This is a genomic window from Paraniabella ginsengisoli (assembly GCF_022513635.1).
Classification (GTDB): Bacteria; Bacteroidota; Bacteroidia; order Chitinophagales; family Chitinophagaceae; genus Niabella; species Niabella ginsengisoli.
Window position 1 is genome coordinate 135076 of sequence record NZ_JAKWBL010000002.1, and the last position, 13533, is coordinate 148608.

A 13533-nucleotide genomic window follows, 5' to 3' on the forward strand; every position below is an offset into this window, starting at 1 on the left:
ATCTTCCTTGCGTCGCACTCTTCAACTGATGTATATAACTGAACCTATTTAAACGACGACAATAAACTCAATACTATTCAAAGCAAAGAAAAAATAAACAATCAAGAATTGGAGTCTGACTCCCCTCTCCCCCGGAGAGGGGCTGGGGGAGAGGCTGTTACTACTTGTTGTTACTGCGGCGTAGGCTGTGGCATTAAAGTTACAAAAGACAAACTCGGAAGACTCAATGTTTCAGGTAATACAGATCATCCTGTAAACAAAGGCATGCTATGTAGTAAGGGCATGAATCTTCACTACACCGCCAACGATACCAGTGATCGCATACTTTATCCCGAAATGAGATATGGCCGAAACCAGCCAAGGCAAAGAGTTTCGTGGAATGCGGCTTTGGAAAGAACCGCTGCTGTTTTTAAAACTTTTATCGAAAAGTATGGTCCCGACTCTGTTGCATTTTATGCTTCGGGACAATGCCTTACAGAAGAATACTATGTTGTAAACAAATTGATCAAAGGGTTTATAGGCAGTAACAATATTGATACCAATTCAAGGCTGTGCATGAGCAGCGCTGTGGTGGGTTATAAAATGAGCCTTGGTGAAGACAGTGTTCCTGTAAGTTATGATGACCTTGAAATTGCAGATACCATTTTTGTAGCAGGCGCCAATCCCGCATGGTGTCATCCTATTTTATGGAGAAGGGTAGAAGCGGCCAGGGAAAAGAATCCTGATCTGAAAATTATTGTAAGCGATCCGCGAAAAACACAAACCTGTTCTGCGGCCAACGTGTATCTGCAATTAAATCCCGGAACAGATATTACGCTGCATCATGCCATAGGAAGGGCATTGATCGAAAACGGTGATATCGATTCAGCTTTTATAAAAAACAATACTGAAGGATTTGATCAATATCGAAATATTGTTTTTGAAAGAACCATTGCTGAAGCCGCTGTAATTTGTGGTGTTGAAGAAGATCAGATCAGAGAGGCCGCTGCTTATATTGGCAATGCCAAAGGATTTATTACCATGTGGACAATGGGTTTGAATCAAAGTGTTGTTGGCGTTAATAAAAACTTATCGCTTATCAACCTTAACCTGATCACTGGCCATATTGGCAAGCCCGGTTCTGGTCCGCTTTCGCTCACTGGTCAACCCAATGCAATGGGCGGTAGAGAAGTGGGCGGATTATCCAATCTTTTACCGGCGCATCGCGAACTTTCTAATGAATCGCATCGCGCAGAAGTTGAAGAGTTTTGGAATATTCCCAAAGGCACAATTTCTGCAAAGCCAGGACTTACTGCTACCGAAATGTTTGATGCCTTGGAAAGCGGTAAGTTAAAAGCAATCTGGATACTTTGCACGAATCCGCTGATTAGCCTTCCCGATGTACGAAAAGCAGAAGCTGCTTTGAAGAAAGCAAAGTTTGTAGTAGTGCAAGAGATAAGTAACAAGCCGGAAACTTTGCAATATGCTGATGTCATTTTACCTGCCGCTGCGTGGACAGAAAAAGAAGGCACTATGACCAATGCCGAGCGAAGGATCAGTTATCTCAATAAAATTTTAGATGCACCGGGCGAAGCTTTACCAGATGCTGAAATCATTTGTCGCTTTGCCCAAAAGATGGGTTATCACGGCTTTGACTATAAAAATTTTTCTGAAATCTTTGACGAGCATGCAGCACTTACAAAAGGTACGAATGTTGATATGAGTGCGCTCACTTATGAAATACTTAAAAAGAGATTGACGGTGCAATGGCCGTTTACCCAACTACATTTAAATGCGCATAGCGATAACGAATTGGCTTCAGGTACTAAACGTTTATTTACTGACAAGAAATTCTATACACCTTCTGCAAAAGCCATTATTCATTCATTTGAAGATAATAACCGTTCCGAAGCATTAACTCCTGATTTTCCGCTTGTGCTTACAACCGGACGTATTCGCGATCAGTGGCATACGATGAGCAAAACAGGAAAGGTGAACAAATTAAAGCAACATATATCCTCATCATTTCTTGAAATACATCCCGAAGATGCAATACAAAGGGGCATTGGTGAGGACGCGCTGGTGGTTATAAAAAGCAGCCGTGGCGAGGTTCGCGTAAAAGCTAAACTATCAACTGATATAAAAAAGGGTGTTGTGTTTTTGCCCATGCATTGGGGTAAGATCTTAAACAATGATCTTAACCGCGCAAACAATATTACAAACAATCTGCTTGATCCCAAAAGCAAAGAACCTGATTATAAATATTCGGCAGTTGAGGTAAGCGCCTATAAAAAGCCGAAACAAAAAGTTATTGTTATTGGCGCAGGTGCTGGCGCATGTGGGTTTGTAAAATCTTATCGTGCTATTAATGCAGAAGACGAAATAGAAGTATTTAGCAAAGAGGCTTTTCCTTTTTATAACCGTGTGCTATTGCCCGATTATATTACCGGTTCGCTTAAATGGGATAACCTGGTAAAGATGACAGATGAAGAAGAGTATGAATATAATATTAAACTTCACAGAGGTGTAAGTATTGATACAATTGATAAAGAGCACAAAACCGTTGTTGACAGTAATGGTAATTTACATCAATACGATTTACTGATATTAGCCACCGGAAGCCGTTCTGCTTTATTAAGAGACTTGCCCGGTATGAAAGGTATTTTCACGATGCGCAACAGAACCGATGCTGATCGTTTTTTACAACATACTACTGAAGTTGGTGGACGAGTAGTGATAGTTGGCGGTGGTTTGCTGGGTATCGAACTGGCTGCTTCGCTTCGTGAAATCAATATTAAGGCAACTGTTATTCAACGCACCTCGCGTTTAATGAACAGGCAATTAGATCCACTTGGAAGTCAGTTGTTGCATGAAGAGCTGAAAGATAAAGGCATTGACATTTATTATAACGATGAGATAGAACGCTTTTTAGGTACTGGTGATGTAACTGGAATTAAGTTGAAAAGCGGTTTGACGATCGATTGTAGCACAGTAGTAATTGCTATTGGCACAACACCCAATATTGAAATCGCAAAAGCCTGCGGACTTGATTGCAAAAGAGGCGTTGTTGTGAATGAATATTTACAAACCAGCGATCCTGACATTTTTGCTATTGGTGAAATAGCAGAGTTTAAAGGGCTATTATACGGTATTACTGCCGCCGCAGAACAACAAGCTGAAATTGTAACACAGTATCTAAACGGTAATATTTCCATTTATTACGATGGCACTTTGTTGATGAATATTTTAAAGATACATGGTGCTGACCTTTGTTCTTTTGGCGAAGTAGAATGCCCGAATGATCCGGCTTACGAAGAAGTTGTGTTTATTGATAAAGCAAAACGATACTATAAAAAATGCATCATTCATAATGATCGTTTGATAGGCGCCATACTCATCGGGGATAAAAATGAGTTTCTTGAATTTAGAAATCTCATTGAAAATAAAATTGAACTGAGCGAAAAGCGGCTGCAACTACTTCGTTCGGGAAAAGCCGCTGAGCCAGTGTTAGGGAAATTAGTGTGTAGCTGCAATAATGTGGGAGAAGGAAATTTAGTAAATAGGATAAATGAAGGATGTAAAGACCACTTGCAATTATGTCAGCTTAGTGGTGCAGGTATGGGCTGCGGCAGTTGCAGACCCGAAGTAAAAAATATATTGGAAAAAATAGTATGCCTTTCACCGAAAGAAAATAAGGAAGCTGAAAAAATAAGCGCCTGATGAAAAATCATCATACTGTAAAAATCAATTTTAAAGGAGGCATTATATCGCCTGGCGAGCTGATGGATATTTTAAACATCGCTTCGCAGTGGGGTGTAAAGCAGGTGCGTTTTGGTTTGAGGCAACAATTGCTTATAGATGTTGAAGGCGGCTTGGTTGATAAACTTGCTGCAAACCTGGATGCGCTTGATATTATTTATGAAATCGATAAAGATGATCATCCCAATATTGTAAGTTCTTATCCTGCTGAAGAAGTGTTTATTAATAATACCTGGCTGGGCGAAGGCGTGTATAAAGATATTCTTGATGAGTTAGATCATAACCCAAAACTTAAGATAAATATATCTGACAGCAATCAAAGTTTTACGCCTTTACTTACGGGAAATATAAATTGGGTCGCGTCTCCCAGTGTACCACATTTCTGGCATCTATTTATTCGCTTTCCAAAAACAAACAGCGTGTTCGAGTGGAACGAAATGGTTTATACAAATGATGTCTCCAATCTTTCAAAAGAAATTGAATCCATTATTTATAGGTTTCCAGATCAATTTATAGATAAGGAAATAGTTAACGGTGAGAAACTATTTAGTCTTATCAAGACGGACCAGTTTATTACCAAACCGGTAAGCGGTAAGATGGTACTCCCCGATTTTAATCTACCTTATTATGAAGGGTTGAATCGTCACAACAATAAATATTGGCTGGGTGTATATCGCCGTAGTGAAATGTTCCCGGTTGCATTCCTGAAAAATCTTTGTAGGCTTTGCTTAGATACTAAAGTTGGGCAGCTCTGTTCCACTCCATGGAAATCTGTCATTATAAAAGGTATTGAAGAAACGGACAAGCAACTATGGGGCGACCTGCTTGATAAGCATCAGATAAATATGCGCCACCCGGCAAACGAATTGAATTTTCAGGTGCAGGATAATGATTACGCCGCCCGGAAGCTTAAAAATTATTTGGTTCAAAAGCTGAACACTTTTGATGCACGTACTTTTGGCGTTTGCATTGGTATAAAAACTCAGAAGAAGAGTGAGATATTTAGTTCGATATTGATCCGGCGTAAGCCTTTATTTGAATTATTTGGAAAAGAGATTTTTCATGTGTATGATATTTTGTGTGCGAAAGATTTCAATCCGAACGAAAGAACCGGTACAATATTTATTAGCAATATCAGCCGCTTGCATCTTGCTTCAGAACTTCAAAAAGCAGTTTTATGGTTCTATAAAAACCGAAATAAAAAGATATTGCCTTCGCAACTAACATAGAAACGGGACAAAAGGGGAAGCCTGAAAAGATTGCTTCCCTTTATCAATGCCAGCAATGTCTTAGTGTATATGATAATAGATATGGAGATCCGGAAAATAATATTGAACCTGGTGTTGAGTTTAGAAGTTTGGCAGATGCTTATTGTTGCCCGGTATGCGAAGCACCAAAGCGAGAATTTAAGCGTGTAACAGTTGATACATTGAGTTTTCAGGAAATGAAATAAGAATTTTTTTTTAAATGAACAGAATTATTAAAATGGAAATATGACTTCTCCATCATCAGAGTCTAACTCTCCTCTCCTTTGGAGAGGGGTTGAGGGTGAGGCTGTCCATTAAAATCGGCATGAGCATTATAATTTTGAAAATATTTTTTATTGTGTTCTTCTACTGGTATGGTAAATAAAGTGAGATGATCAAGGATAAACTTCATACTGAATTTCTTTAATTCGCCTTGCTTCATCATTGTGATAATTTGTTGCAGGCCAGCCGCTGAATATATAGCACAAAGCGGTTCTGCTTCGCCTTCATTGGTATATATAAAAGCATCGGCTTTGTGCTTGAATGACTGGTCGTAAAGTTCTTTGAGCAAAAAAGAGTCCATTTGAGGCATGTCGCAGGCAAAGGCAAAAATATCTTCTGTCGGGTATGCAATATGAGCGCTCAAAATACCGAGCAGCGGGCCTTTCACCGGAAGCGTTGTATTATCTGTTATTAATTCAACACTTTTTATGAGGTCGGAATAAACCGCTGATTGAGTTAAGTTGATCGACACTTTAACCTTCAGGTCCAAGGCGTTTAGTTTCTCTGCTGCGATCAAAACCCAATTGACCGTACCTTTTTTAAAAGGCCTTTATCGCTGCCCATTCTGGTGCTTTGCCCGCCACAAAGTATAAGACCGATCATAACTGAGATTTTAATAAAGTTGAAGTTAGTAAGTTTACAGATTGAAAAGTTAAAAGAGGAAAAATCCTTATCAACTTATAAACATGTCAACTTTTCAACTGTAAAAAAATAGTACATTCAACTCATGCTTTTGATAAGTCAACTAAACATATACCCGATAAAATCGCTTGGAGGCATTAAGATTGAATGCGCAGTATTAACAGACAGAGGATTTCAGCACGACAGGCGGTTTGTGTTAATAGATGAAAGCAACCGGTTTATTTCTCAACGTGAAATTCCTAAGATGGCTTTACTTCAGCCTGTTATTTCTGGAGATAAATTATTTGTTTTTGAAAAAAGAAACAGCGGTGATGTATTGGAACTGGATTTAAAACCTGTGACAGGAGCGCAATGTACGGTACATCTTTTTAAGGACGAGAGTGAAGGATTATTGGTAAGTAAAGATGCAGATAAATGGTTTTCTGAAAAGCTGGGAACCAATTGTCGGTTGGTTTATATGCCAGATCAGGTGCGACGTCCGGTAGATCATGCATTTGCTATTCAGGATGACATAACAAGTTTTTCCGACGGATATCCCGTGTTAATGATTGGTGAATCATCGCTTCAGGATCTGAATGGTAGACTGGCTCTGCCTTTGCCGATGAACCGCTTTAGGCCGAATATTGTTTTTGCTGGTGGAGTACCTTTTGAGGAAGATACAATGAAGGTGTTTGAAATAAATGGAATCCATTTTTATGCAGTCAAATCTTGCGCAAGATGTGTGATGACAACCATCGATCAGGAAACTGCGCAACAGGCAAAAGAACCGCTCAAAACATTAGCTGCATACAGAACGCTAAACAAGAGGATATGTTTTGGGCAGAACATTTTATTTAATAAACAAGGACAAATAAATGTGGGTGATGAATTGAAGGTTCTTGAACGGCAACCACATTTGACTTTTTAAAATCAGAGGAATTGTTCCGCAGATATCCGCTGATATGTTGCGCAGATTTTTAGAAAACGTATTTACGAAATCTGCGATGTTTTTAATCTGCCTAAAATCTACGGGAACATTAATCATGGAAAATTTAAAGCGTAAAAAAGCTCAATGCTTATAGATCAATATAACCGTGTTCATAATTATCTACGAATTTCGCTTACGGATAACTGCAATTTTCGTTGCTTTTATTGTATGCCCGAAGAGGAATATTCGTTTTCTCCTCCAGCCTCTTTAATGCAACCTAGCGAGATTGAAAAGCTGGCTAAAGTGTTTGTTGATCTTGGTGTCAATAAGATTCGACTTACAGGTGGTGAGCCACTTATAAGAAAAGATGCTGCGCAGATTATTTCAGCGTTGGGCAAGTTGCCGGTAACCTTAACTCTTACCACAAACGGTGTTCGGCTTCATGAGTTCAAGGATACGTTGGAACAGGCTGGCATCGGTTCTGTTAATATTAGCCTGGATACTTTACAGGCTGATAAATTTCAACTAATCACGCGCAGGAATAGTTTTTATACAGTAAAAAATAATATTGAGTTGATGTTGAAAATGGGCGTACATGTAAAAGTGAATGCTGTTATAATGGCTGGTTTAAACGAGGATGAAATTGTTGATTTTATAGAATGGACGAAATATATGCCTGTGCATGTGAGGTTTATAGAATTTATGCCCTTCTCCGGCAATAAATGGACGAGCAACAAAGTCTTTACATGGCAGCAGATGTTGGAAAAAGCATCAACAGTTTATTCCTTTTTACCATTAAAAAATGATCAGCATGATACTTCAAAAGGTTATATAGTGCCGGGCCATGCAGGAACTTTTTCGGTGATAAGTACCATGAGCGCACCTTTTTGCGATTCATGTAATCGGATACGCATTACTGCAGATGGAAAGTTAAAGAACTGCCTTTTTGCAAAAGACGAAACAGATCTTTTAACAGCAATGCGCAATGGAGAAGACGTTATCGATTTTATTAAAAAAATATTATGAGGAAAGCCGCAGCGTTAGGTGGCCAGTTTACGAAGTCGTTTGAAGCTTTAAATAGCGATGAAGTGGTTAATAGAAGTATGATAGCAATTGGCGGTTAATATCGTTTTAATTATCGAATATCTGTCAGGCTGAGCTTGTCGAAGCCCCAAAATCATTAAGAACATTGGTATGATTACTGTCTCAGAAGCAAAAAATATAATAAAGGATCATGTATCTGTATTAGATCCGATACGAATGTTGCTGGCAGATGCGGCTGGCAAAGTATTGGCGAAAGATGTGTTTGCTCCTGATGATGTGCCGGGCTTTGCGCAGTCGGCGATGGATGGCTATGCTTTTGCTTACGACAGCAGCAGCAAAAATCAGCCATTAAACATTGTAGGGGAACTTCAGGCAGGCGCTGATAAAGAACTCCATATTAAAAATGGCGAAGCTGCAAGAATCTTTACAGGAGCGCCTTTGCCCGAAGGGGCAGATACTGTTGTGATGCAAGAGAAGACTTCTGTAAACCAATTCGAGCTTTTGATTGAAGATGAAAAATTGCTGAAGGGTAGTAATGTGCGCCTTGTAGGTTCTGAAATAAAAAAGGAGCATTAGCCTTAGATGCTGGTTCATTACTGACACCGGCGGCAATTGGTTTACTTGCAGGAATAGGTATTGACAAAGTAAGCGTGTATCCTCAACCTAAAGTAAGTATTATTGTTACCGGCAAGGAATTGCAAGTGCCTGGAATGCCTTTGCAATATGGACAGGTTTATGAGTCAAACTCATTTACATTGGCAGCAGCGCTACAAACAGCAGGTATAAGCGATGTGAGTATTTGTTATGCGGATGATGACCTTGAGCAATTAACAGATATATTGAATAATACATTATCCGCTTCAGATGTGGTGTTACTCACTGGTGGCGTAAGTGTTGGTGATTATGATTTTGTAGTAAAAGCAGCAGAAGCCTGTGATGTAAAGACAATCTTTCACAAAGTGAAGCAAAGGCCCGGCAAGCCTTTATTTTTCGGTAAGCAAAAAGAAAAGGTTGTATTTGGTTTGCCAGGTAATCCTTCGTCGGTATTAACCTGTTTTTATCAATATGTTTTGCTTGTTCTTGAAAGTTTAACAAGACGATCAGTTCAACTAAAAAGGGAAGAAGCAACTTTAAAAAATCAGTATAACAAAACACACCAGTTTGTGCATTTTTTAAAAGGTTTTTACGATGGGGACACGGTTGAAATACTGGAAGCGCAAGAGTCTTACCGTTTACGATCTTTCGCTAAAGCCAATTGTTTGATTGAGCTTGGTGAAGCATCCAGAGTTTATCAGCCTGGCGAAAATGTTTTTTTCTATTTGTTACCTGTTTAATATTCACTATTCATCATTCACTATTTCACCATGGACTTTACTTATTTATTTTATGTACTTCTTTTTATTGTAGCATTTTTATATGCTTCGGTTGGGCATGGCGGCGCCAGCGGTTATCTGGCCTTGATGGCTATTTTTGGCGTAGCTACGGATGTGATGAAGCCAACCGCGCTGTTGCTAAACCTGTTTGTGTCCTTGGTTTCCTTTATACAATTTTACCGCGGAGGTTATTTCAAATTGAAGCTGTTCCTCCCGTTTGCCTTAGCCTCTATACCGCTGGCTTTTTTAGGTGGACTTATTGCCGTGGATGCTTCTTTTTATAAAAAAATATTGGGTTTGCTTTTGCTCATACCTATTGCACGATTTCTTTTTTTAGAAACATCAATAATTTGGTTACAAAAAAGCATAACGCATTGTTAGCTGTTTTCCTGGGTGCTTTTATCGGATTTTTATCAGGATTGATTGGTATTGGCGGCGGCATTATTCTGTCACCAATATTGCTGCTGCTGCGTTGGGCGAATATGAAAGAATCTGCGGCGATAAGCGCATTATTCATTTTTGTAAATTCTATGTCCGGTCTCGCCGGCCAGTTAACTAAAGGGGTACAGTTTACTGCGGATATGTATTGGTATGTAATTGTTGCGTTTGCTGGTGGGCTTTTGGGCGCTTATTATGGATCGATCAAGTTTAAGCAGGATGTGTTGAAATATGTTTTGTCCACAGTGTTGTTGTTAGCAGTGTATAAATTATTGTTTGTATGAGTAACAATTTTTATTGAACCAGCAATAAACAAATGGCATCGGTATTGCGTCGCACACTTGAACAGTAGAATATACGGCATCCTACATATTGATTGTAATCACCAGTCAGACCGAGACGGTCAGACTGCGTGCAAGTCACAAAATGACGCAGAACCAATAAGTTTAGAATCATGACAATTAATGTTTTATTTTTCGGACCTCTTGCTGAAATTGTCGGCAATGCTATCGAAATGCCCGTTGTTTCTACATTACACGAACTTGAACAAAAATTGTTTGAGCAATTCCCTTTGCTAAAAGATAAAAAGTACGCATTGTCCGTCAACGAAAAAATTGTATCAGGCAATGTTGATTTAGAAGAAGGATTTACAATTGCTTTTCTACCTCCATTTTCAGGAGGTTGACCAAATCCCAGTCTGACCGTCTCGGTCTGACTGGTATTGGTAAGATGGTGAAGTGTCGTCGTAATTTAATTTTTATATTAATCATGGTATGAGTCAAAGAGAACTACATACAAGATACCAAAGACAAATAATGCTGAAAGGCTTTGGTATTGCAGCGCAACAGAAACTGCTGGCAGCGCGGGTTTTAGTTGTTGGCGCTGGAGGATTGGGTTGTCCGGTATTACAATACTTATGTGCAGCAGGTGTTGGGACGATTGGTGTGATTGATGATGATGTGGTATCATTATCTAATTTGCACCGACAGGTTTTATTTGGAACGGATGATATTGGTAAACCCAAAGTTGAAGTTGCTGTTGAACAACTCAGGCGCCTTAATCCCGAGGTTACTATTAATATTTATACCCAACGATTAACAGTTGATAATACATTAGAACTTTTAGGTAAGTACGATTTGGTTGTAGATGGATCGGACAATTTTGCTACCCGGTATTTGGTTAATGATGCGTGTGTATTGCTGGACAAACCTTTGGTGTACGGCGCTGTATCAACATATGAAGGACAGCTTGCTGTTTTTAATTGGAATAAAAATAGTGAGCAAGAAAGAGCCGTAAATTATCGGGATGTTTTTCCTCAGCCGCCATCTGCGCAAGAAGTTCCTAATTGTAATGAAGCCGGTGTGTTAGGCGTATTACCTGGGATTATTGGTACGATGATGGCAACGGAAGTGATTAAAATTGTTTCAGAAATTGGTGAGGTATTGGCGGGCAAGCTTCTTATTTATAATTCTCTTAATCACAATTCCTATAGACTTAGTATTGAACAAAATTCAGAGGCAAATGATTTGATACCAAAATCAACAGCTGCGTTTAAAAGAATGATTTATGAAGAAACCTGTATTTCAAATATTGAAATAGATGCAGCTGCTTTTAATGAATGGGTACGAAATGACAATGCTTTGATTATTGATGTACGCGATTCTGATGAAATGCCCATTGTTAGTGGGTTTAAACATATCAATATACCATACGGTGAGATTTTGGAAAGAGGAGAGGAGTTGGATTCGGAAAATATTATATTATTTTGTTTGTCTGGGAAACGTAGCTTTAGCGCGGCACAAAAGTTAAAGCAATTAAGGAAAGGTGTAAATGTGTATAGCTTGAAAGGAGGAATAGAGAGCAGGGGAAGTTAACAGATGACGGATGGGAGATGACAGATCCTTGTTCAGATTTTGGGATGTAGTTTTTCGTATACCGTAATTCATACATCGTACATTTTCAAATCCTATTAATCTTATAATCTAACAAATCATGGTTCTGACAATGGCGAAGTATAGGAACAAGACCTCCGAGGTTTTTAAAACCTCGGAGGTCTTGTTCGGCGTCGTTTATGTAGGATGCCATATATTCTACAGTTCAAGTGTGCGACGCAAGATCGATGCCATCTGTTTATTGTTGGTCTAATAAAAGAATATGAGCGAAAATAAAATCAAAAATATTTTTAGAAGCGGAGCTATAGCGGCGGAGTTTATTGCTGATAGTATTGCAAAACATTCGGCTAAAAAAGATATTGGTGCGCATAGTATATTTTTGGGCCAGGTGCGTGCCGATATTATAAATGATAAAACTGTTGCAGCAATTGAATACACAGCATATGAAGAAATGGCGTTGAAAAAAATGCAGGAAATTCGAGAAGCTATTTTTTCGAAATACAAGCTTACCTGTATGCACGTATATCACAGCTTGGGAGTAATAAAAGCAGGTGAATTGTGTTTGTTTGTATTTACCTCATCACCGCACCGCCGTGCAGCGATAGATGCCTGTAATGAGGTGGTGGAGCGGATTAAGAAAGAATTGCCTGTTTGGGGGAAAGAAGTTTTTGAAGACGAAACACATCAATGGAAAGAGAATAAATAATATGGTAGACATTACGCATAAACCGAATAGTTTAAGAAAAGCTGTGGCTTCGGCAACATTAACTGTTTCCAAACAGGAGACGATTGATGCAATACAAAATAAGACGGTACCGAAAGGTGATGTATTTGAGTTTTCGCGCGCGGCGGGGCTTTTAGCGATCAAAAAAACCAGCGATGTAATTCCGGATTGTCATCCGCTGCCTGTAGAGTTTGCCTCGATAACACATCATATTGACGGATTGGAAATTGAGATTTTTGTGGAAGTGCATACGATTTACAAAACAGGTGTAGAAGTGGAAGCCATGCATGGAGCGGCTATTGTTGCGCTAACAATGTATGATATGTTGAAGCCTTTGGATAAAGAAGTTTCCATATCCAATATTAAATTGTTGAATAAAAAAGGCGGCAAGACTGATTTTGCTGATGAGGCGTCTACGTTGCGTTGCGCGGTTATCGTTTGCTCTGATAGTGTGGCTTCAGGAAAAAAGAAGACAAAAGTGGAAAGACAATATTAAGCAAGCTGAAAGTATATGGGATACAAGCTGGCGCTTATGAAATTATATCTGATGATTTTGAATTGATACAAAAAAGAGCCAGGCATTTAAGCGAAAATGGTTATAATCTAATATTATTTACTGGAGGTACGGGGCTTTCTCCGCGCGATGTAACGCCCGATGCTATAAAGCCCTTATTGGACAGAGAAATACCGGGCATTATGGAAGCCGCGCGTAATTACGGGCAACAACGTACACCTTATGCGATGCTCTCGCGTGGAGTTGCAGGGTTTATTGGTAATTCACTTGTAATTACATTGCCCGGATCTACACGTGGTGCTGAAGAAACAATGGATGCGCTATTTCCTTATGTGCTGCATCTTTTTAAAATAGCAAAAGGAATGGGACACTAAAAAGTGGCAGTTGACGGTTTTAAGTTGACAGGTAAAACTTTCTACTGTCATCTGCCATCTGTCAATTTTTCTCCTCCAGCTCCATTAATAAAGAAAAAACTTCTTCATACTGTTTTTCAAGCCTTGCATTTTCTTCCGAAGCTTTTTTATAGTCCTGTTCAACAGTCAGAAACTTGTCTTTGTCTGCATAGATAGTGGGATCTGCCAGTTTCGCTTGCAACTCAAGCAATAATTTTTTGTTTTTGCTAAGTGCTTCTTCTGTTTGCTCAAATTGTTTTTGTTGCTTTTGAAGTTCTTTCTTCTGCTCTTTATTGATTGCCTGATTTTTTGCCGGAGGCTCTGGTTTCTTTTCTTCAAT

Annotated in this window: 16 protein-coding genes; 14 read left to right on the top strand and 2 right to left on the bottom strand. The window is 39.1% G+C overall.

Going from position 1 to position 13533, the window contains the following annotated elements; translation table 11 throughout:
- Positions 1-108: 108 nt before the first annotated feature.
- From MKP09_RS11840 to MKP09_RS28080, 3 genes are read left to right on the top strand one after another with little or no spacing between them, the layout of a single operon-like run.
- Positions 109-3699, top strand: a complete 3591-nt coding sequence (locus MKP09_RS11840) for a nitrate reductase (RefSeq protein ID WP_240830219.1) — start codon at positions 109-111, stop codon at positions 3697-3699.
- Positions 3699-4967 (top strand): rubredoxin, encoded by a 1269-nt coding sequence (locus MKP09_RS11845; RefSeq protein ID WP_240830220.1) that lies wholly within the window; start codon positions 3699-3701, stop codon positions 4965-4967. Before MKP09_RS11840 ends, MKP09_RS11845 begins: the two co-directional genes overlap by 1 nt.
- A gap of 29 nt (positions 4968-4996) precedes the next feature.
- A complete protein-coding gene (locus MKP09_RS28080) occupies positions 4997-5191 on the top strand; it encodes a rubredoxin (RefSeq protein ID WP_394801071.1) in 195 nt (64 codons plus the stop codon).
- 62 nt (positions 5192-5253) lie between these two features.
- Here the strand turns inward: MKP09_RS28080 and mobA are convergent, their stop codons facing one another.
- Entirely contained in the window at positions 5254-5757 is a 504-nt protein-coding gene (gene mobA, locus MKP09_RS11850) for a molybdenum cofactor guanylyltransferase (protein WP_240830221.1), read from the bottom strand.
- A gap of 237 nt (positions 5758-5994) precedes the next feature.
- Here mobA and MKP09_RS11855 point away from each other — a divergent pair, with 237 nt between their 5' ends.
- From MKP09_RS11855 to MKP09_RS11900, 11 genes are all read left to right on the top strand, one after another.
- Positions 5995-6816 carry an MOSC domain-containing protein gene (locus MKP09_RS11855; protein ID WP_240830222.1) on the top strand — a complete coding sequence of 274 codons (822 nt, stop codon included), beginning with the start codon at positions 5995-5997 and terminating at the stop codon, positions 6814-6816.
- A gap of 144 nt (positions 6817-6960) precedes the next feature.
- Positions 6961-7842 carry a GTP 3',8-cyclase MoaA gene (gene moaA / locus MKP09_RS11860; protein WP_240830223.1) on the top strand — a complete coding sequence of 294 codons (882 nt, stop codon included), beginning with the start codon at positions 6961-6963 and terminating at the stop codon, positions 7840-7842.
- A 168-nt stretch (positions 7843-8010) separates the two neighbouring features.
- Positions 8011-8436 carry a MoeA family protein gene (locus tag MKP09_RS11865; RefSeq protein ID WP_240830224.1) on the top strand — a complete coding sequence of 142 codons (426 nt, stop codon included), beginning with the start codon at positions 8011-8013 and terminating at the stop codon, positions 8434-8436.
- A 74-nt stretch (positions 8437-8510) separates the two neighbouring features.
- A complete protein-coding gene (locus MKP09_RS11870; protein WP_240830225.1) occupies positions 8511-9194 on the top strand; it encodes a molybdopterin molybdotransferase MoeA in 684 nt (227 codons plus the stop codon).
- A 30-nt stretch (positions 9195-9224) separates the two neighbouring features.
- Complete coding sequence (locus MKP09_RS26055; protein ID WP_262915340.1) at positions 9225-9614, top strand: TSUP family transporter; 390 nt, start codon at positions 9225-9227, stop codon at positions 9612-9614.
- Positions 9608-9955, top strand: a complete 348-nt coding sequence (locus MKP09_RS26060; RefSeq protein WP_262915341.1) for a TSUP family transporter — start codon at positions 9608-9610, stop codon at positions 9953-9955. The genes MKP09_RS26055 and MKP09_RS26060 overlap by 7 nt, the downstream gene beginning before the upstream one ends.
- Before the next feature lie 170 nt (positions 9956-10125).
- Positions 10126-10356: a MoaD/ThiS family protein gene (locus MKP09_RS11880; RefSeq protein WP_240830226.1), complete on the top strand. Its 231-nt coding sequence runs from the start codon at positions 10126-10128 to the stop codon at positions 10354-10356.
- Positions 10357-10444: 88 nt separating this feature from the next.
- Positions 10445-11545 carry a HesA/MoeB/ThiF family protein gene (moeB, locus tag MKP09_RS11885; RefSeq protein ID WP_262915342.1) on the top strand — a complete coding sequence of 367 codons (1101 nt, stop codon included), beginning with the start codon at positions 10445-10447 and terminating at the stop codon, positions 11543-11545.
- A gap of 280 nt (positions 11546-11825) precedes the next feature.
- Complete coding sequence (locus MKP09_RS11890) at positions 11826-12269, top strand: molybdenum cofactor biosynthesis protein MoaE (RefSeq protein ID WP_240830228.1); 444 nt, start codon at positions 11826-11828, stop codon at positions 12267-12269.
- A 1-nt stretch (position 12270) separates the two neighbouring features.
- Positions 12271-12783, top strand: a complete 513-nt coding sequence (moaC, locus tag MKP09_RS11895) for a cyclic pyranopterin monophosphate synthase MoaC (protein WP_240830229.1) — start codon at positions 12271-12273, stop codon at positions 12781-12783.
- 20 nt (positions 12784-12803) lie between these two features.
- Positions 12804-13175: a molybdopterin-binding protein gene (locus MKP09_RS11900; protein WP_240830687.1), complete on the top strand. Its 372-nt coding sequence runs from the start codon at positions 12804-12806 to the stop codon at positions 13173-13175.
- Positions 13176-13236: 61 nt separating this feature from the next.
- Here MKP09_RS11900 and MKP09_RS11905 read toward each other — a convergent pair whose 3' ends face one another.
- Positions 13237-13404: a hypothetical protein gene (locus MKP09_RS11905; protein WP_240830230.1), complete on the bottom strand. Its 168-nt coding sequence runs from the start codon at positions 13402-13404 to the stop codon at positions 13237-13239.
- Positions 13405-13533: the final 129 nt, after the last annotated feature.

What these genes read in the sequence shown, in the direction of transcription:
- MKP09_RS11845 (WP_240830220.1), top strand. Translation starts at nt 3,699, where the DNA reads ATGAAAAATCATCATACTGTAAAAATCAATTTTAAAGGAGGCATTATA.
- MKP09_RS11855 (WP_240830222.1), top strand. Translation starts at nt 5,995, where the DNA reads ATGCTTTTGATAAGTCAACTAAACATATACCCGATAAAATCGCTTGGA.
- moaA (WP_240830223.1), top strand. Translation starts at nt 6,961, where the DNA reads ATGCTTATAGATCAATATAACCGTGTTCATAATTATCTACGAATTTCG.
- MKP09_RS11865 (WP_240830224.1), top strand. Translation starts at nt 8,011, where the DNA reads ATGATTACTGTCTCAGAAGCAAAAAATATAATAAAGGATCATGTATCT.
- MKP09_RS26055 (WP_262915340.1), top strand. Translation starts at nt 9,225, where the DNA reads ATGGACTTTACTTATTTATTTTATGTACTTCTTTTTATTGTAGCATTT.
- MKP09_RS11880 (WP_240830226.1), top strand. Translation starts at nt 10,126, where the DNA reads ATGACAATTAATGTTTTATTTTTCGGACCTCTTGCTGAAATTGTCGGC.
- moeB (WP_262915342.1), top strand. Translation starts at nt 10,445, where the DNA reads ATGAGTCAAAGAGAACTACATACAAGATACCAAAGACAAATAATGCTG.
- MKP09_RS11890 (WP_240830228.1), top strand. Translation starts at nt 11,826, where the DNA reads ATGAGCGAAAATAAAATCAAAAATATTTTTAGAAGCGGAGCTATAGCG.
- moaC (WP_240830229.1), top strand. Translation starts at nt 12,271, where the DNA reads ATGGTAGACATTACGCATAAACCGAATAGTTTAAGAAAAGCTGTGGCT.